At 48.3% G+C, this 19,684-nt stretch carries 19 protein-coding genes; 18 read left to right on the top strand and 1 reads right to left on the bottom strand.

Going from position 1 to position 19,684, the window contains the following annotated elements; all coding sequences use genetic code 11:
* Nucleotides 1–14: 14 nt before the first annotated feature.
* Complete coding sequence (locus BLU99_RS07020; protein WP_091900554.1) at nucleotides 15–1,460, bottom strand: metallophosphoesterase family protein; 1,446 nt, start codon at nucleotides 1,458–1,460, stop codon at nucleotides 15–17.
* Nucleotides 1,461–1,759: 299 nt separating this feature from the next.
* Here BLU99_RS07020 and BLU99_RS07010 point away from each other — a divergent pair, with 299 nt between their 5' ends.
* The 18 genes from BLU99_RS07010 to BLU99_RS06925 are packed head-to-tail and all read left to right on the top strand — an operon-like array spanning nucleotide 1,760 to nucleotide 19,671.
* Entirely contained in the window at nucleotides 1,760–2,356 is a 597-nt protein-coding gene (locus tag BLU99_RS07010; protein ID WP_144006109.1) for a UpxY family transcription antiterminator, read from the top strand.
* Between the two features lie 24 nt (nucleotides 2,357–2,380).
* On the top strand, nucleotides 2,381–3,469 hold the full coding sequence (locus BLU99_RS07005) for a hypothetical protein (protein ID WP_091900548.1): 1,089 nt from the start codon (nucleotides 2,381–2,383) through the stop codon (nucleotides 3,467–3,469).
* Nucleotides 3,470–3,488: 19 nt separating this feature from the next.
* On the top strand, nucleotides 3,489–4,508 hold the full coding sequence (gene pseB / locus BLU99_RS07000; RefSeq protein ID WP_091900545.1) for a UDP-N-acetylglucosamine 4,6-dehydratase (inverting): 1,020 nt from the start codon (nucleotides 3,489–3,491) through the stop codon (nucleotides 4,506–4,508).
* A gap of 10 nt (nucleotides 4,509–4,518) precedes the next feature.
* Entirely contained in the window at nucleotides 4,519–5,301 is a 783-nt protein-coding gene (locus BLU99_RS06995) for an SDR family oxidoreductase (protein ID WP_091900542.1), read from the top strand.
* Nucleotides 5,295–6,065, top strand: a complete 771-nt coding sequence (locus tag BLU99_RS06990; protein ID WP_176771072.1) for a cytidylyltransferase domain-containing protein — start codon at nucleotides 5,295–5,297, stop codon at nucleotides 6,063–6,065. Before BLU99_RS06995 ends, BLU99_RS06990 begins: the two co-directional genes overlap by 7 nt.
* A 21-nt stretch (nucleotides 6,066–6,086) precedes the next feature.
* Nucleotides 6,087–7,148, top strand: a complete 1,062-nt coding sequence (locus BLU99_RS06985) for an N-acetylneuraminate synthase family protein (protein ID WP_091900537.1) — start codon at nucleotides 6,087–6,089, stop codon at nucleotides 7,146–7,148.
* A gap of 3 nt (nucleotides 7,149–7,151) precedes the next feature.
* Nucleotides 7,152–7,751 carry a YdcF family protein gene (locus BLU99_RS06980; RefSeq protein ID WP_091900535.1) on the top strand — a complete coding sequence of 200 codons (600 nt, stop codon included), beginning with the start codon at nucleotides 7,152–7,154 and terminating at the stop codon, nucleotides 7,749–7,751.
* Nucleotides 7,718–8,368: a hypothetical protein gene (locus tag BLU99_RS06975; protein WP_255397488.1), complete on the top strand. Its 651-nt coding sequence runs from the start codon at nucleotides 7,718–7,720 to the stop codon at nucleotides 8,366–8,368. The genes BLU99_RS06980 and BLU99_RS06975 overlap by 34 nt, the downstream gene beginning before the upstream one ends.
* 13 nt (nucleotides 8,369–8,381) lie before the next feature.
* Entirely contained in the window at nucleotides 8,382–9,674 is a 1,293-nt protein-coding gene (locus BLU99_RS06970; protein WP_218128542.1) for a DUF4910 domain-containing protein, read from the top strand.
* Nucleotides 9,675–9,676: 2 nt separating this feature from the next.
* Complete coding sequence (locus BLU99_RS06965) at nucleotides 9,677–11,095, top strand: lipopolysaccharide biosynthesis protein (protein ID WP_091900530.1); 1,419 nt, start codon at nucleotides 9,677–9,679, stop codon at nucleotides 11,093–11,095.
* Nucleotides 11,096–11,103: 8 nt separating this feature from the next.
* On the top strand, nucleotides 11,104–12,099 hold the full coding sequence (locus BLU99_RS06960) for a glycosyltransferase family 2 protein (RefSeq protein WP_091900528.1): 996 nt from the start codon (nucleotides 11,104–11,106) through the stop codon (nucleotides 12,097–12,099).
* A gap of 4 nt (nucleotides 12,100–12,103) precedes the next feature.
* Nucleotides 12,104–13,117 carry a glycosyltransferase family 2 protein gene (locus BLU99_RS06955; RefSeq protein WP_091900525.1) on the top strand — a complete coding sequence of 338 codons (1,014 nt, stop codon included), beginning with the start codon at nucleotides 12,104–12,106 and terminating at the stop codon, nucleotides 13,115–13,117.
* Nucleotides 13,105–14,070 (top strand): glycosyltransferase family 2 protein, encoded by a 966-nt coding sequence (locus BLU99_RS06950; RefSeq protein ID WP_091900523.1) that lies wholly within the window; start codon nucleotides 13,105–13,107, stop codon nucleotides 14,068–14,070. Before BLU99_RS06955 ends, BLU99_RS06950 begins: the two co-directional genes overlap by 13 nt.
* Before the next feature lie 6 nt (nucleotides 14,071–14,076).
* Nucleotides 14,077–15,468 (top strand): O-antigen polysaccharide polymerase Wzy, encoded by a 1,392-nt coding sequence (gene wzy / locus BLU99_RS06945; protein ID WP_144006108.1) that lies wholly within the window; start codon nucleotides 14,077–14,079, stop codon nucleotides 15,466–15,468.
* An 11-nt stretch (nucleotides 15,469–15,479) separates the two neighbouring features.
* Nucleotides 15,480–16,679 carry a glycosyltransferase gene (locus BLU99_RS06940; protein ID WP_091900518.1) on the top strand — a complete coding sequence of 400 codons (1,200 nt, stop codon included), beginning with the start codon at nucleotides 15,480–15,482 and terminating at the stop codon, nucleotides 16,677–16,679.
* Between the two features lie 12 nt (nucleotides 16,680–16,691).
* The gene (locus tag BLU99_RS06935) at nucleotides 16,692–17,444 is read left to right on the top strand and encodes a glycosyltransferase family 2 protein (RefSeq protein WP_091900516.1); all 753 of its coding nucleotides are present in this window, start codon (nucleotides 16,692–16,694) and stop codon (nucleotides 17,442–17,444) included.
* The gene (locus BLU99_RS06930; RefSeq protein WP_091900515.1) at nucleotides 17,445–18,545 is read left to right on the top strand and encodes an MraY family glycosyltransferase; all 1,101 of its coding nucleotides are present in this window, start codon (nucleotides 17,445–17,447) and stop codon (nucleotides 18,543–18,545) included.
* Between the two features lie 4 nt (nucleotides 18,546–18,549).
* Complete coding sequence (locus tag BLU99_RS06925) at nucleotides 18,550–19,671, top strand: MraY family glycosyltransferase (RefSeq protein WP_091900513.1); 1,122 nt, start codon at nucleotides 18,550–18,552, stop codon at nucleotides 19,669–19,671.
* Nucleotides 19,672–19,684 lie beyond the last annotated feature (13 nt).

Below are 19,684 nucleotides of genomic sequence, written 5' to 3'. Positions count from 1 at the left end.
AAAATCCTTCTTAATTATAGGATGACGAATCTGCCTTGGTGGATGTATGTCCCCGGACGAGTGGGACGGTGGGGCAGACGGAGACCCTGAAGGGTGTACCACGCTTCGTCGGACGGCTCTGGCTGTCTCTGGATACTGCTGATGGCAGTAGGGACGGGGGGGAGCGTGATGGTGAGTTCGCGGTCGTCGACCACATTGGTGATGTCGGCAGGATCCTGATAGTCGCCAAGTATGCTTTTCATCGAGAGACTGACCTCTTTCATGATGTCGGTGACGCTTAGACTGAAGAGCGGCGCTAAGTACTCGATATCGTCGTAGATTCTGACTGCTTCCGAGGAGGCAGGGTTGGCGGGTTCGTTACCATTGGCATGGATGACAAAGACATTGGTGACGGCCTGTGACATGAGTTCGACCAGCAACTTGTTTTCTGACCGTTGACTGAGCCAGTTGACGGCCCATTTCTGGATGGCCTTCCTCAGTCGCTGTTCCGAGTAGACGGCAAAGTCGTCGTAGCCGTCGAGTGACGATATGGTGTTTGTCAGGATATTTAGCTTCGTGAAGGTGTCGTCGAAGACCAGTGTCCTGTAGTCGCATGGATGGGAGATGGGCGACCCTGTCGAGATGTCATAGATCGTCTGTCCGTCGGCATTCGTATATCTGGCGATGTCGGACACGTGATAGTGGCCTGTGAGCACGACCATGACACCGACGCCCATCAGACGGTCGCGGATGTCGTCGCAGTCGTCGACCACCGACTGCTCGTGGAAGGTCTCTTGTCCGTAGAAATGGGGGATCAGAGAGTGGTGCATCATGACGACAACCTGATCGCCTCTGTCGTGTGCCTCCTGAGCTTTCCGACAGCTCCATTCGATGGCGTCCTGTTCGATACGTGCATCCTGTTCGCTGTCGATACCGATGAGCGTGAGACCGTCGAAGAGGCGCGTGGCATAGGTGAGGGTAGAAGCATGACATTCGGACGTGTCGCCGTAGCCGAAGTCCTGATAGTAGGTTCTGAATTTTGTCTCCGACAGGTATTTCGTGTCCGTATAGGTGTTGTTGGTGTATTTACGGGCACCACCCGTCCAGCCTCTGTCATGGTTGCCTGGAATGACGTAGACGGGGATGCCGGCAGACTCTATCTCTGTCAGCTTTTTTATCACATAATCATGACTCTCTACCTCGCCGTCTTTCGTGAGGTCGCCGACGATGAGCAGCGCGTCTGGTTTGTCACTCTTGATTCGCTCGACCAGAACGTCAAAAATGGGGACACTGAGCTCTTGCATTTTCTTGTTCCCGGCCAAATCGGCTTGCCATGCCTGGTTGTCGCTTCTGTCGACCAGCGATGGGGCCATGACGTGGGTGTCGGCGAGAACGCAGATTCGTTTGGCAGCGTGAGCCGGCAGGCAGAGCACACAGAGTAACAGGAACGTGCCCAAGCGTGTATGTGGATGGCGGGTCATATATGGGGTCGAATTGCTTGCGACGGCAAAATTACCCTTTTTTTTTGAATCCGATATGATAAGGGAATTTTTTTTTGTTTTTTATGAATTTTTTTCTGTATATTGTCGAGATTTCTTCGTACCTTTGCGCCTTGAGAAATGTCTCCTCATCCTAAAAGGATGGCTCGTGAGGGTTGTGGGATGTGTGTATCGGTTCTGTGATGTCGCTGAATGTCAGTGCAATATGGATACTGAGAAAGATGAAACGATAAAAGACTTTGTCACTGCTATAAGGATGGCGGTGACCCCCTATATTATCTGTGGCTGAAGTAACGAAAGAACTGGGAAGAGACGAGATGCATTGGTTTCCGATGCGTGTCACGTATTCGCGGGAAGTGCTGGTGAAAGAGGCGCTGGATGCATTGGGCATCGAGAGCTTCATTCCCATGCACTATGAGCACATCGAAGGGAAGCATCCGCGTCATCGTGTGCTGAAACCGGCCATCCGTAACCTGGTCTTCGTGCACTCCACCAACAGGATGATCACAGAACTGAAGATGACGAAGCGCGAGCTGACGCCTCTTCGTTATATGATGCACCCTGTGCTCGACGATCGGAACAACGTGTTGCGCCATGATATTCTGACGGTGCCGGACAGGCAGATGGAGAACTTCATGCGTGTGGCCTCGGTGACAGACGATAGGGTGTTCTATATGGAGAATCTTGACTTCGCAGGTAAACCGGGACAGCGGGTAAAAGTGGTCGAGGGTGATTTCGCGGGCGTGGAAGGTACCATCAAGCGTGTGAAGAAAAACAAGTGCGTGGTGGTGCAGATCGAACATATCGCTGCCGTGGCCATCGCTTTCCTCCCTTCTGCTTTCCTGCTGCTGCTCGATGAGGCGGAGAACCAATCCTGAAACAAAAAAAGCAATCATAGATTTATGGAAGAACAATTGAAAAAGAATGGTTCCTCGACCGGACCAGCGGTTAATTTCCGCGGAATCTGGCGGGCCATCAAGAAACATCGCACGTTGTACTACAAGGTGCTGCCCACAACGCTTGTTGTGGTGTATCTCATCATGATGGGTTATCCCGAGTACTACAAGTGTAGGGTGAAACTGGCTCCTGAGTCTGCCAGCTCAAACAATTCCGGATCACTGGCATCATTGGCCAGTTCTTTCGGTCTTAGTATCGGCAATGGTGTCAGTGCCGGATCGGATGCGATCACACCGCTTCTCTATCCGGATCTCATGAAGTCGACGGACTTTACGACCTCACTCTTCGACATCAAGGTGCAGCGCGACAGTGATAAGCAGGCGATGACATACTATGAGTATCTGCGTGACTACCAGAAGTCGGCATGGTGGACAGGTGCCAAGAAGGCTTTCTTCGGACTCATCTTCGGATCGGGTAAGGGAAAATCGGGCAAGCAGGATGTGTCGCCGTTCCGCCTGACACCAGAGCAGGACGGTATCAATAGTGCCATCAGACGGAACATCTATTGTAACGTCGATAAGAAATCGCTGGTGATCACCATTGAGGTGACCGATCAGGATCCGGTGGTCTGTGCGACGGTAGCTGACTCCGTGCGCAAGCGTCTGCAGGTTGCTATGACGGACTATCGTACGACGAAGGCACGCCATGACCTGGAGTATATCAAGCACCTTCATCAGGAGTCGAAGAAGAACTATGATAGGGCTTGCAGTCTTTATGCGGAGTTTATGGACTCCAACCAGGAGGTGGTGCTGGAGAGCGTACGTCAGAAGCAGACGAGATTGGAAAACGAGATGCAGTTGCGCTATAACAACTACAATGCGCTGAGTGCTCAGTTGCTCTCGGCCATGGCAAGGGTCCAGCAGGACACCCCGGCCTTCGCTACGCTGGAGTGTGCTACAGTGCCGTTGGGTAAGGAAGGTCCTCACAGAGGCCGTACGGCCATCGCTTTCGTCTTCATCGCCTTTATGGCCATCACGCTTTGGGTGATGTATAAGGAGGGAGAGATGAAATCGTTGTTCAAAGGTTTGAATTAAAAAAGACAAGATTAGGTATATGCTAAATGGGAAAACAGTATTGATTACTGGTGGAACAGGTTCCTTCGGTAATAAGTTCGTGGAGACCATCCTCCGCGATTACCCGAATGTGAAGAAAATCGTCATCTATTCGCGTGGAGAATTGAAACAGTATAATATGCGGCAGAAGTATCCTCCCAAGGATTACCCGATGCTTCGCTTCTTGATTGGTGATGTCCGTGACGGAGAGCGCCTGAAGATGGCTTGTGATGGCGTGGATGTGATTATTCATGCCGCCGCCATCAAACAGGTGGATACTGCGGAGTATAACCCTCGTGAGTGTATCAAGACCAATGTCAATGGTGCGGTGAACGTGATCAACGCTGCTATTGAGTGTGGTGTGAAGGACATCGTGGCACTTTCTACGGATAAGGCCTGTGCACCTTGTAATCTCTATGGTGCGACGAAACTGACATCGGATAAGTTGTTCATCGCGGCCAACAATATAAAAGGTTCACGCGACATCCGTTTCTCCGTCGTACGTTATGGAAATGTGATGGGCAGTCGCGGTTCGGTGATTCCTTTCTTTATCAAACTGCGTGATGAGGGTGCCAAGGAACTGCCGATCACAGACATGAGAATGACGCGTTTTAATATCTCCCTTCAGGAGGGTGTCGATCTCGTGATGTGGGCTCTCAAGAACCATGTCGGTGGTGAGTTGTTTATTCCGAAGATTCCTTCATACCGTATCACGGATGTGGCTACAGCCATCGCTCCCAATCTGAAACAGGTAGAGGTGGGTATCCGTCCGGGAGAGAAACTGCATGAGGAGATGATCACCAAGACCGATGCGCTGAACACCATCGATATCGGCAAGTATTATGCGATTCTCCCCTCTGTGGCCTATAACCACACGACGGAGGAGTATCTGGAGCGTCACGGTGGTAAGTTTGTGCCGCAGGACTTCTATTATGCTTCGGACAACAATGAGTCGTGGGAGACCGTTGAGAGTCTGCGTGAGAAATTCAAGAAGATCATCCCAGGCTTTGAGGTTAAATAATCTGTAGCGCATGAATACGCTTGATCTTTTCTCGCTGAAAGGCAAGACTGCCGTCGTGACAGGCGGTTGTGGACATCTGGGCAGAGCCATGGTGGCCTCGTTGGCCGATGCAGGTGCAACGGTCTATGTGGCAGGTTCCAGTCATGAGAAATTCATTTCCGTCTTCGGTCAGGATAGTTCACTGCGCTTTGTCAAGATCAATATTATGGACTCGGCGAGCATCCAGGAGGCTTTTTCCAAGGTGGCCGAGGAGAAAGGTGGCATTGATGTGCTGATCAACAATGCCGCACAGTATGCCGGTATCGGGAAGAAATCGGAAGATCTCTCTGATGAAGACTGGGTGCAGTGTATCGAGGGCATCGCTGGTAGCACCTATAAGTGTATCCGGGAGGTGCTCCCGTTTATGCGTGAAGGCGGTTCCATTGTGAATATCGCATCTATGTATGGTATCGTTTCACCTTACCTCGCTGTCTATGAGCCTCCCTGTGAGGCCTCACTGATTCCAGTGAACTATAGTGCGGGTAAGGCTGCCGTGATACAGATGACCCGTTATTTCGGAACATATCTGATCGATCGGAAGATTCGTGTGAACAGTATTTCACCAGGTCCGTTCCCGTCGCCGAAGGTGCAGGAGAACAAGGTGTTTGCCGACAGACTGCGTGAGAAGAACCCGTCTCATCGTCTGGGTGATCCAGAGGATCTGAAGGGAGCCGTTCTTTTCTTGGCTTCGGATGCCTCACGGTATGTGGTAGGACAGAATATACAAGTTGACGGAGGATGGACCATATGGTAAAGGTGTTGTGTATCGTACAGGCTCGTCTGACGTCGTCGCGTCTGCCAGACAAGGTAGTGATGCCGTTGGGTAAGGATGTGGCTGCAGGGACCGTGTCGGATGATCATGCCGGAAAGACGATTGCAGAGCATGTGTATGCCCGTCTGAGTCTGAGCAAGCATATCGACAAAGTGGTCTTTGCCATCCCTGTCGGGACGTGTAATGATGCCCTTGAGAGATTCCTGAATGAGAAGGGGATACCTTGTTTCCGAGGTAGTGAGGACAACGTGCTGGAGCGTTTCCATGACTGTATCAAGGTCTATCAGCCGGAAATCGTGGTGCGGGCTACCAGTGATAATCCCTTTGTGGACTGGCAGCAGGCCGACCGTCAGATAGAGGCTTTGTCTGACTGTGATTATGTTTCGACAACAGGTTGTCCGTTGGGTACAGGTGTTGAGGTGTTCTATGCCAAGGGCTTGGAGGAAGCCTATCAGCAGGCTTCGTCCGATCGTGAGCGCGAGCATGTCACGCCCTATCTGTATCTCCACCCTGAGCTTTTCAAGGTACGTAGGATACCCTATCGTCTGACTCTGCATGGTGACTACCGACTGACGGTTGATACCGATCGCGACTATGAGGTGGCTGGACGTATCTATGAGGCCCTCTACGACGGGTATCCCATTCCTAACGAACGGATATATCAGTATTTGGATGCTCATCCCGAGGTGAGTCGTCTGAATGCAGATGTTGAACAGAAAGAGAAAGATCTGATCAGCAAAAGATAAACAAACTAAAAACTCAATAATATGCTGAACTTTAACAAGAATATCAAGATAGGCGACCGGATGATAGGTCCGGACTATCCAACCTATTTCATCGCAGAGATTGGTGGTAACTTCGATGGTAGCATGGACAAGGCAAAACGTCTGATCGATGCGGCCAAGGAAGCTGGTGCCGACTGTGCGAAGTTCCAGACCTTTAAGGCAGAGAGCATTGTCTCGGAGGGTGGTTTCTCCAAGATGACGCTTCATGGCGTGCATGGCTCGTGGGGCCGTACGGTGAGTGAGGTATTCAAGGATGTGGAGTTCCCGATGGAATGGCATCAGGAGATTGCGGACTACTGTAAGCAGGTGGGTATCGACTTCTCTACGTCTCCGTATTTCAAGGAGGCTGTAGACCTTTGTGCCGACATGAAGCTGCCGTTCATCAAAATCGGCTCTGGTGAGATCACTTGGTTGGAGATGCTCGAGTATACTGCCAAGAAAGGTATTCCTGTGATGCTCGCAACTGGTGATGCTACGATGTCGGAGATTGACGAGGCCGTACGTACCATAGAGAAGACGGGTAACAAGGACCTCGTGCTGATGCAGTGCATCACGAACTATCCCTCGAAGATTGACAGTGCCAATGTGAACGTACTGAAGACATATCAGTCGGCTTTCGACTGTCTGACGGGTTACTCTGACCATTCGCCTGGTCATGTGGTGGCACTGGCGTCTGTCGTCTTAGGTGGTCGTGTCATCGAGAAGCACTTTACGCTCAACAAGAATGATAAGGGTCCTGATCATCCTCACTCGATGGAGCCTCAGGAGTTCAAGTTCATGGTTGACTCCATTCGTGAGGTGGAACGTGCGATGGGTAGCACCCGTAAGGAAGTGGTCGCAGAGGAAGGTGAGACGGTGTTTGTGCAGCGTCGTTGCCTCTACGCGAAGAACGCACTCAAGAAGGGTCAGGTGATTACGGAAGCAGACATTGATGTGCTGCGTCCTGCTTTGGGCATTCCGCCGAAGTTCAAGAGTACGATTATCGGTAAGACCGTCAACAAGGATATCCCTGCTAATGATCCGATATTCTGGGAGGATCTGTAAACGATGATCACCGATAGAGAAAAGATACTGGCCATTGTCGACAATGACTGTCTGACTCCCTCTGATGCTATCATCTTGTTGGAGGGCGACGGCTTCTTCCGATATCAGGAAGCAGTGTCGCTATATAAGAAAGGTGTAGCACCGAAGATTGTGTTCAGTGGCAATATCGTTGATCGCGCCTATGGCAGTTATCCGTTTTCGGAGGTGCTTCCACTGATGTTGAAAGAGGGTGTGCCTGCATGTGACATCATCCATGAGGATCGTTCACTGAACACGCGGGAACAGGCTGTAGAGGTGGTGCGCATGGCTATGGAGAGGGGTTGGAAACGACTTGTTCTTGTAGCCTCACCTGAGCACCAGTATCGGGCTTATCTGACTTTCCTTCGTGAGGTGCTTGATACAAAGAGCGGGCTGATACTCTATAATGCACCCGTACGTCACCTGGACTGGTTCGTTGATGCCGGCTGGGGTACTCGTCTGGATCGTCTTGAAGCAGAGATCCTGCGTATAGAGAAATATACTGCCATGGGGCATCTCGCTCATGCACAGGAAGTGATTGACTATCAGAGATGGAAAGAACAACAACTGACAGAAAAGGCATGAATATGATATCGCAACTGAAACACCTTTTTGGTGATTCTTTCATCGGTCCTGATGAGTTACGGCCTTTCGTTGAGCGGTTAGGATGGGAGGGAGAGATTCCTGTTCCCGAAATGAATTATCCGCTGGCGGAGTTGGAAAAGTACGCCAATGATTATATTCTTGTGATGGGACTTCCGCGTATCGGAGACAAAGAGATCACCATCCGCAGCCTCCGTGAGGTGTTTGGTGTTGATCCCGACGTGAGCGAACCCTGTTTCTATAATCAGGATTGGTATATGAACGAGGCATTTATCGATCAGACGTTGGAGTCGCGTTGGTACCTGGTGCGAAAGTGTGTCGTGGAGTCTTCAAGAGCTGTGATGCCTGAGGAGTTGATGACACAGCACTATGTGTTCCCGACAGCGATCCTATGTGCCTTTACGTTCTTTGCCTATTATTTCCGTTATGGCGAGCATCTGTGGTATCATGATTTCGTGTGGTGCAGTGATGTCGATCATAATGGCGACCGTATCTATGTGGGTAAATACCATGATGTGGACGGGGTCAACAAGAATGGGTTCAGTGTTCACCGCCATCTGGCGCTTCGTGCCTGCTATGCGGCAGTGACCATGATCTGATAAAGAATGAAGGATGGAGAATAAAGTGATGAATGTCGGACAGAGGATGTATGACATGGCTGTGCGCCTGTTTCCCATCTGCCGTAGTATCACAGGCGACGGCTTCCGGCAGTCGCTGGAGATCATCCGTGCGACTGTACCCGGAATATCTGTTTCTGAGGTACCGTCGGGCACGCAGGTCTTCGACTGGACTGTGCCACGTGAATGGAATATCCGTGGTGGTTGGATCCGGAATATGAAGGGTGAGACCATCATTGATTTCAAGGATTGTAACCTTCATGTCCTGGGTTATTCTGTGCCTGTCCACCAGACGGTGAGTCGGGAGGAGCTGCTGGCGCATGTCTATACCCAGCCTGAGCAGCCAGACTGGATTCCTTACGTTACCTCCTATTATAAAGAGCGTTGGGGATTCTGTATGTCTGAGAATCAGAAGCAGATGCTGACAGATGAGAAATACGAGGTGTGTATAGACAGTACGCTTGAGGATGGAAGTCTCACCTATGGTGAACTGATCCTGCCAGGAGAGACTGACGACGAGATATTCTTCTCTACCTATCTCTGTCACCCTTCGATGGCCAATAACGAGTTGTCCGGACCTTGTGTGCAGACAGAGTTGATACGTTATGTGGAGAGTCTGCCACGTCGTAAGTATACCTATCGTTTTGTCTTCATCCCAGAGACCATCGGTTCTATCACTTACCTGAGTCGTAACCTGTCTGTTATGCAACAGCATGTGAAAGCAGGATTCGTACTGAGTTGTGTGGGAGACGATCGTACCTATTCGATGGTGTCGACAAAATATGAAGATACGCTGGCTGACAGGGTTCTGCGGAATATCCTGCAGTTCCACGCGCCGGCCTATCAGCATTATTCGTTCATCCAGCGTGGTTCCGACGAACGGCAATACGGCTCGGCAGGTGTTGACCTGCCCGTGTGTGCGTTCTGTCGTAGTAAGTATTCGGAATACCCAGAGTATCACACCTCTGCCGACGACCTGTCGCTCATTAGTGCGGAAGGACTGCAGGGTGCCTATGAGGTGATGGTTAAAGTCATCAATGCCTTAGAGCATAACGCTCATTATCGGATGACTTGTCCATGTGAGCCGCAACTGGGGAAACGAGGCCTTTATCCGACCATCAGTCAGAAAGGGTCATATGATGCGGTCCGTTCCATGCAGCATTTTATCGCCTATGCTGATGGACGGAATGATCTGATAGGGATGAGTGATATACTCCAGATCCCTGTCGACCACCTGATCCCCATCAAGGAGGAACTGCTTAAGCACCAGTTGTTAACAGACAAGTAGGAATGTCAACAAGGAAGATAGTCACTAACACGATCTATTATGGGGTTGTACCCAAGCTGACAATGCTGTTGAGTATTGTCATGCTGCCGTTGACAACACCATTTCTGACCACCTACGACTATGGTATCTATGGCGTACTTACATCCTATACCAGTCTGTTTGTGTCGATAGCCCCCCTGGGACTGAACGTACATCTGACTAACAGCTTCTTTGAGAATCCCCGTCATTATCATCTGGTATGGGGAAGAGTGCTGACGCTGGTGCTCATGTCATCGTTCCTCTTCGGGTTGCTGAACATGATCATCCTGATGCTCACCCTACCGGTGGGAGCGCCGTTGGAAGAGTTGGGACTCTGTGTGGCAGGGTCGATACCGATATTCCTCTTGGCGAATAGTCTGTTAGCGCAGCATATCTTCCCGTTGGTGGAACGTCCGAAACCATTGGTGTTCACCAATCTGATGGGATCGGTGTTGGGCATGCTGGTATCCTTCGTGCTCATATACTTTTTCCGGCTAGGCTATTGGGGACTGGTTTCCTCGGGTGCCGTTTCAGGCATATTCGTCTTTGCGGTATTTGTGAAGTATGTATGGATCGACTTCAATATCAAACCGATATGGGATCGGCATTGGAGACGTATCTGTGGCATGCTGAAAATTGCCTTGCCGCTGGTGCCGCATACTCTGGGATTCGTTCTACTGACGAGTTCTGCAAGGATTGTGATGAGTCAGTGTGGCGTTTCTTACGACGAGATCGGTCTGTTCAGTCATGGTAGTGCGATGGGAGACTATGCTGTGGTGGCCACTACTGCGCTGGTGACGGCTCTGATGCCTCAGATCCAGAGAGCCTTCAGAAGCGGTGACTTCCCAGCGTATAGAAAGCTATATTTCCTCTGTCAGGCCGTAGCACTGACAGCTTCGTTCGTTATCTGTATCTGGATGCCGGAGATCTACTCCCTGCTGATCAGAAATGCTCGTCTGGCTCAATCGTGTGACATCGCCTGTCTCCTGTGTTTTGCCAATGTCGTGTTCTCATTCTATACCTTTATGAGTACTCCGGCATTTATAGAGAAGAATACGATGCAGTTGTTATGGCTGGTATTCGTACCTGGTGTTCTGAACTTCTTGTTGTGCTACTTGCTTATTCCTGTCTTTGGCTTCCGTGCAGCCATCTACTCTACGATTATCTCATATTGGAGTCAGTTGATGATACCGTTCTTAGTGGGATATTACAGGCGTAGTGTTCATCAATGGTTGGGGAACCGCTGGCGTATCGTTCCAATCTTGTTGGTCATTCTGTTTGACTTGCTGGTGGCCAACGAGGTGATGCATATGGGAATATGGGTAAAGGTTATCCTGACAGTTCTGGTCACCGTCATACTGTTCTCATTCTATCGCCGTGAACGACTGTGCGATCTGATGTAATATATGAAATGAAAGTAACGATTATTATCCCCATATACAATGTTGCGCCGTTTGTCGCAGACTGTATCCACAGTGTCATGTGTCAGACATGGCAAGAGCCGTTGGAGTGTATCTTGGTCGATGACTGTGGTACCGACGACAGTATGACTGTCGTAGAACGTACGCTTCAGGACTACCAAGGGCCGGTTGACTTCAGGATTGTCCGTCATGAGCATAATCGCGGTTTGTCTGCTGCCCGGAATACGGGGCTTGACAACGCTACTGGCGATTATGTTTATTTTCTCGACAGTGATGACGAGATTACACCAGACTGCATAGAGGCTTTGGCTGCTCCCATAGCGACAGTAAGCTACGACCTGACGGTGGGCGATTATCGTCTGGAGGGCAGTGGTATGCAGAAGATTCCATTGCGTTTGTCGGACGGTACGGTTCTCCAAGGACAAGAGGTGTTAAAGGCGTATCGCCAGCAGGACTGGTACGTGATGTCTGTTAACAAGCTCTACAGGCGCTCTTTCCTTAACGACTGTCGTCTGCGCTTCCGTGAGGGAATCCTTCATGAGGATGAGTTATGGAGTTTTGAGATCGCCTGTATGGCACAGTCGTTGGCTGCTGTCGGGGCAGAAACCTATATCTATAAACTCCGTGAGGGTAGTATCACAGTCAGAGCGTTCTCTCCTCGTCGGGCAGAATCTCTGAATATCATATTGAAAGAGATGTACGATTTCGCTGTCAGTCATGGACTGCGGGGGAATGCCGATGTACACCATATTATCCAAAACTTCCGTATCAGTTGTCTAAACCGGGTGGCCCGAGAGGCGCCGTCCCTTTTCCGGGATTATTACCGAGAGCAGCGTAAGATGATGGGTTCGTCATGGTCAGAGAGTTGTCGTATTGACGGCTGTGACCTGAAGAAGCAGGTGCGTGATCTCCATGCCCTGTTGCCACAGTCGCTTGCGGTACCTTATCTCCATCTGATGCTGAAGTATTATAATAGCAAGTTATAAAACCATGAAGATCAGTATTATTGTACCCGTATATAATACGGAGAAATACCTGAAAAGATGTATAGACAGCATTCTTAGTCAGAACTATGCCGATTTTGAACTGCTGTTAGTTGATGACGGCAGTACTGACGGCAGTGGTGCACTGTGTGATTCCTATCAGCAGAAAGACTCTCGGGTCCGGGTGTTTCATCAAAAGAACGCGGGGGTTAGTGCTGCCCGTAACTATGGCGTTGATCAGGCACAAGGTGAATGGGTTTGTTTCGTGGATAGCGATGACGAAGTGCTTCCCGATTACCTGTCGGATATGATTAAGGCTGCGGATACGGATGAGTGTCTCGTGATAGGTAACATCTGTAAATCCCGTCTTACTGGTCTTCTGATGGAAGATGTCTATCTGGATGGCAAGGAGATGGTGAGATATCTGTTGGATCATTCTGTTCTTCAGCTCTCAGGACCTGTCGCAAAATTATTCAATCGGACAGTCTTGATGAAGAATGATATCCGTTTTCCGGTAGGTGTTCACTATGGGGAGGATATGATTCACTTCTTCCGCTACCTGAATAAGATCCATCGCGTGGTGCTTCTCAAGTCGGAGAACTATTTGGTGAATATGCGTGACGGTTCTCTTAGTACCAGTTACTATTCCTTTGAGTCGGAATATGAGTGTTTCCAGAATTGTCTCTCTGAGATGACTGCCTTTGTGTGGCGTCTAGATGTGTCGCCCGAGGAACAGACGGAACTGGTGTGGCGTAATAGAACCTCTGATACATTCCTTCGTTGTGTCAAGTGCCTGTATGCCGGAACATCCTCATACAACTACCAGGAGAGACTACATTTGTTGCGTGGAATTCCTAAGGCGTATTTCCTGAATTTCGGGCGCTATTTCCGTCCGCAAGGATTCTCGTCAAAACTGATAACCTTCTTGGTAAGGCACAGACTGTTCACCTTGCTCTTGTTGACGGGATCGGTTTATGAGCAGCATGGAACGCTAAAGAAATTGATAGGATGGCGGCGATAAAAGTGACGGTCTGTGTCCCCGTCTATGGGGTGGAGAAATATATCGGGAAGTGTGTCCGCTCTCTGATGGAGCAGACCTATCCGGAGATAGAATATCTCTTTGTTGACGATTGTACGAAGGATCGGAGTATGGAGGTGCTGGAACAGACCCTTCAGGACTATCCCGATCGTCGTTCTGCTGTCCGGACGGTGCGTCATGACCATAACCGTGGTTTGGCGGCTGCCAGGAAGACGGCGGTAGAACAAGCCACAGGAGAATACGTGATCCATGTTGATAGCGATGATTATCTCTCTGCAGATGCTGTGAGCCAGTTAGTACAGAAGGCAGAGGACACAGGAGCGGATATTGTGGTTGGTGATCTCAACTTCGTCAGTACTGACCACACTTATTGTCATCACGACAGAGTACCGTCTGACAAGGATGAGTATGCCCGTTCTCTTCTGATAAGAAAGAGCTTTCAGGGTATTGCGGGAAAACTGATTCGTCGTTCTTTGGTGATAGACCATCAGTTGTTCACTCCGGAGGGGTTAAACATGGCCGAGGATTATGCCGTATTACCACGGATAGCTTATTATGCCAATCGTGTGGCGAAGGTCGATGCTCCTCTATATCATTATGTGAAATATAATCAAGAGTCATATACGGCAGTTATCAATCGTCATGGTATTGATTGTACGGTAGAGGCACTCTCTATTCTTGAGACTTTCTTCCGAAAAGTGGACAATGCCGACTTTTATGCCGACGCCATCAACTTGGCGAAGTTGTATAACAAAGTGACGTTGCTCGCTTTGGCCGATCAGTCTGATTATAAGTATATCCGTTCTCTCTATCCAGAGGTGAGTATCTGGCGTTCTGGCATAGAACTGAAGCATAAACTATTGTTGACGGCTGTGGCATGTCATGCAGATAGGCTTGCTTCGAGTGCTATCAGAAGGGCACGGAAGAATATGTGATCAATCATGCAGTTAGTAGCCCTCATATTTGTTATCATCTCATTGGCATCGATAATCATGGTGCCATCGTCGTTCTCAAAGCTTTTTTGTGTTTGGGAGATGACCACATTCCTGATTTTCGGCACATTGTATCTTTGGCACAAGATTCGTCGGAACGGATTGGTCTGTTTCGACTTATTTTTCATTCCTACTTTCTTTATCGTAAACTACGCTCATGCGGTGTTTATATATCCGGAGGATGACTTCTTGCCTGCCTTCCAGTTCTCAACAAACAAGGATATTATTCCTTATGCTATTTCTGTTGCTCAGATGGCTATAGCGATGTATATGTTGGGAAGCGTGTTTTTTGAACGGAAGGATTCGGACAGAAATGCTGCGAAAATAAGAGTTCCCGAGATGACGGTTAACCGGTCGGCTTATGTGTCGTTTGGAGTCAGTCTGGCAGTGTTCATCTATGTTTTCCTCAGTAATCAGATTCAGAGTGGTGTCACCCATCTATATCCGCGACTGATGGTAATGATCCTATCGTTGATAGGACTCTCTTGGTATTATCAGGCACAACAACTCGGCGAGAACGAACGAGGTGTCAGGACGTTATTTGGAAGGAACAAATTGAATATCGTGTCTACGGTAGCTTTCACCCTGAGTCAGTTGTTCATTGGTAGCCGTAGTGAGGTGCTTTTCCTGTTGTTGATGGTGTTATTAATCATCAATAGCTATTATATACGTGTCAGAATGAAGTACCTGTTGCCTGTTATTGTCATGGGTGTTGTTGCGATGGGCTTCCTGATGATTACGCGTGTTACTTCCTATAATCTGGTGGAAGCCAGTTTCGCGGAGTTTATCAGTTATGGAATGGAGGTCTTGGAGGAATCCCCTGAGGCAGGTTGGCTTTTGCTGACCGATCTTCTCGTGAATGCGAAGACACTCTATGATGGTGTCGACTACACGCAGGTGTATGGGTTCCTCTATGGTCGGTCTTATATCCCGTATCTGTTCGTGTTTATCCCCTTTGGCGGCTCCTTCTTTACGAGGATGCTGACGGGGTTGGATATGGATTCTATCCATACAGGTTATATCCTGACAGACTTTGCCCAGGCTGATTACGGACTGGGTACTAATATGATTGGCGACCTCTATATGAACCTCTCTTTAGTAGGAGTGATTGTCCTGTTGTTCATCCTTGGTGGCATTGTCGCTAAGGTCGAGGTTCCACGTTCGCGCTATCAGTTCTTTATCTTGATGGCCTTATTCGCCAATGGTATTTATCTGGTACGTGCAGACATCTTTAGTTGGATTACTTTCCTGGTGTTCTTTGTGATTTTCGACTGGATCCTTCGCTTGCATATCAGTATAGATGAGGAAACAGGAGGTGAGATGGAAAGACGCTCTGTTTAAAACAGAATTATATGCCTGTATTATTTCAGATTAATGTAACTGCCAACTGGGGCTCTCATGGTCGTATTGCTGAAGAAATCGGTGAGATGGCCATGGCTCAGGGGTGGGATAGCTATATAGCATATGGGCGATATGCCAATCCGAGTAAGTCGCATCTGTTGAAGGTCGGAAGTCCGTTTGGCCATTATCTCCACGGGCTACAGTCGATGCTGTTCGACCGTCATGGCCTAGGTTCAACGAGCGCGACTTGGAAACTGATTCGTGAGATAGAGTGGATTAGGCCGGATATTATTCATCTGCATAATATTCATGGATATTATCTGAATTATCCGATCTTGTTCCAGTATCTGTCAGAAATGAATACTCCTGTGGTGTGGACGCTACACGACTGTTGGCCGATTACAGGGCACTGTGCGTTCTTTACATATGCAGATTGTGACAGATGGAAGAATGGATGTCATCATTGTCCGTGCCAGAAAAACTATCCAACTTCTCTCCTGATGGATAGGAGTGAAACAAATTATGAACAGAAAAGACGATCTTTTACGTCACTCAGTAATTTGACGCTGGTGCCAGTCTCAGAATGGTTGGATGGACTCTTGGACGAATCTTTCCTGAAGGATGTTCCTAGAAGGTGTATCCACAACGGAATAGACACAGATGTGTTCCATGCTGATAGCTCGTTTTCTTCTTTCTGTCAGGGAAAGAAGGTTGTGCTAGGTGTTAGCAATATGTGGGAACCACGAAAGGGAATGAAAGATTTCCTTGCGTTGAGATCATTGCTCAGCAGTGACTATGTGATTGTGTTGATTGGTCTTAGCAAAAAGCAAATATATTCGTTGCCGGAAGGTATAATTGGCATAGAACGGACAGATAATCTGCAGCAACTGGTACATTACTATTCTCGGGCTGACGTGTTCGTTAATCCTACATATGAGGATAACTTCCCAACAACAAATCTGGAGGCGCTGTCATGTGGAACACCGGTTGTGACGTATCGTACAGGTGGTAGTCCAGAAGCCGTGGACGAAGAAACTGGCGTGGTGGTTCCCTGTGGCGATGTAAACTCCTTGGCAGAGAATATTGAGGCGATATGCTGTGCACCTTATCCGGAAACCCGCTCGGAGAGATGTCGTCAGAGAGTGACGGAGAATTTCTGTAAGAGAGACAGATATCAGGAGTACCTGGCCTTGTATAACTCTTTACTGTAAGAAATAACATATATGAAGATATCTATTATTACTGCGACTTATAATAGTGAGCGAACATTACGTGATACCATGGAGAGTGTGCTCCGTCAGACGTATCACGACTATGAGTATATTATTGTTGATGGTGTATCGAAAGATGGAACACTTGATATTATTCGTGAATATGAGCCACGCTTCGAAGGTAGGATGCGATATGTGAGTGAGCCTGACCATGGTATTTACGATGCTATGAACAAGGGATTTGCCTTGGCCACAGGTGATGTCGTAGGTATTCTCAATTCTGATGATTTTTATACTTCGGACGATGTCCTTCAGTCGGTAGTCGATGGTTTCGGTGGTGAATATGTTGATGCTGTCTATGCCGATGTTCACTATGTCAGTTGCGAGGATTTGTCACGGTGTGTTCGATATTACTCTTCTGGTGTGTTTCGCCGATGGATGATGCGTTTTGGCATGATGCCTGCCCATCCGTCGTTCTACTGCCGCAGGGCTGTTTATACCCAGTATGGAATCTTTGATACGGCATATCGTATTGCCGCAGATTTTGAGATAATGCTCCGACTGTTATTCATACATCGTATACGTACCCGATATGTCAAGAAAGACTTTGTGACGATGCGTCTTGGTGGTGCCTCTACTACGGGTTATGGCAGTTGGTCGCTTATTATGAAAGAACATCTGCAGATTATGAAGAAGCATGGGGTCGTTACGAACCGCTTTCTCCTTAGTCTGCGTTATATATACAAACTATTTGAATACTTATAGATGATCTACGTATCCGTTATATTACCCCTGTTGTTGGCGCTTTTATTGGCGCAGTATATGATCCCGCGAATCCTGATGGTGAGCGTGAAGAAGGATCTGGTGATTCCCTCTGAGACGAGGGATAAGGGGAGACTGCGTGTGCCTCGTCTGGGTGGTGTCTCTCTCTTTCCTGTCTTAGTGATTAGTGCTGGCGCAACGGCTGCATTATGTGCACGTTTTGATGGGTCGCTGTTATGGATGACTGAGAACGACTCGGATTTTGTGCAGTATATGTTTGCGGCAGCAGGCTTAACAACCATGTATCTCCTTGGTGTGATGGATGATCTCTTGGGAGTGTCCATTACTTCGAAATTGATCATAGAGTGTCTGGCGGCCTTGCTGATACCCCTCTCAGGTCTGTGGCTTGACAACCTTCATGGGGTATTGGGCATTTACGAGTTGCCATGGTGGATCGGTATGCCACTGACCATGTTGACGGTATTATATATTTCTAATGCTATTCCGATGCTCGATGATGTGGATGGACTCGCTTCTGGTCTGGCAATGATTGCCTTTACCGTACTTGGTGTTGTCGCGTTCTTGGCCGACGAGTTGGTGCTGTTAATATTCTGTAGTGCCATGACAGGAATGCTGGGACCTTTCTTCTTCCGTAATGTGATAGGTAGTCGTATGGGATTACGTAATATCTATCTTGGTGATACGGGGAGTCTAACAATCGGCTATATCCTTAGTGTTGTTGTGATTGGCTTGAGCCGCCTGGGAGGAAGATGTCTTCCAGAGGGTGTTATCATGGTGTGCTTTGGAACGCTCCTCATTCCAATGTTTGACGTGTTCCGTGTGGCAGTTACCCGTATGGTGAACCACCGCAATATGTTCCGTCGTGATAACAATCATATCCATCATCGTCTTATGCAGGGTGGTATGGGTCCCGTACAGGTGCTCGTGTTTATCATGATCATCACCTTTTCCTTTGTGATACTCAATGTGGTATGTGTGTGGTTCGACTGGAACCTATCTGTACTCCTTGTGACCGATGTCTCGCTGTGGCTGATATTACAGGTGGTGATAAGTTACTATAAGAATAAGAAAAGAAACTTTTAGGATCATGGATGAATTACAGTTGACAATATATTCCGTTGCGATTCCATTTCTTCTGTCCGTAGTGTTAGGATGGTTGTTTATTCCGAGAGTGCTGATTCTTAGCCATCGTAAACAGCTCTATGATATGCCTGATCAACGGAAGATGCATCATACACCAGTCCCCCGGTTAGGTGGTATTACATTCCTGCCTATTCTCTTGATAGTAGTATGTATGTCTTTAGGTGTATGGGTGATGATGCGTATGCCGTACAACTCTGAGACTTTGGATGACCTGTTTACACGGTTTATACTGCTCTTTGTGGGAATGATGGTACTCTTCCTTGTTGGAGTGGTCGACGATCTCATAGGCGTCTCCTATAAGGCGAAATTCCTGACGCAGATTATCAGTGCTGTACTCTTTCCGATTTCCGGACTTTGGATACATGATCTCTCTGGGCTGTTCTGGATCAATGAGATACCTACGTGGGTTGGCATTCTCTTAACAATCTTTGTTGTCGTCTATGTTACCAATGCCATTAATCTGATAGATGGCGTCGATGGTTTGGCGGCTGGTATCTGTTTCGTCTCTTTGCTCACACTAGGACTGGCGGCCATGGTAAAGGGGCAGCATCTCTTCATGCTGATAACTTTTGGTATGCTTGGCATCTTGTTACCGTTCTGGTATTTCAATGTCTTTGGTCATGTTGAGAAGGAGAAGAAGATCTTCATGGGCGACACAGGCAGTCTGACTCTAGGCTATCTGGTGAGTTTCCTGCTCATCTATATGGCCAGTGGGGCTGGAATAACATTCCCTCGTGAGATGCTGATTATTGGTCTGTCCACGATGTTTCTTCCGATGTTTGATATTGTGCGCGTGGTTATTGTTCGTGTTCGAAATCATTGTAATCCTTTTCTTCCTGACAAGAATCATATTCATCATAAACTTCTCCGTACTGGTATCAGCTCGCGATGTGTGATGACGGTATTGGTGTTCGTGTCTTTACTTCTGGTTCTTGCCACGATGATGGGTGTCTTCTATCATCTTGGAACAACATTCGTTTTCCTAATTGACGTTCTGTTGTGGCTTGTGTTTGATAGTACTGTTAACTACTATATTCGGAAGAACCATAGGAAAAGATACGAGTAAGACGATTTTGAAA

It is taken from the genome of Prevotella sp. lc2012, assembly GCF_900107065.1.
Lineage (GTDB): Bacteria > Bacteroidota > Bacteroidia > Bacteroidales > Bacteroidaceae > Prevotella.
The sequence above is the reverse complement of the archived record's forward strand: the minus strand, read 5'-3'. Positions and strand labels throughout refer to the sequence as shown.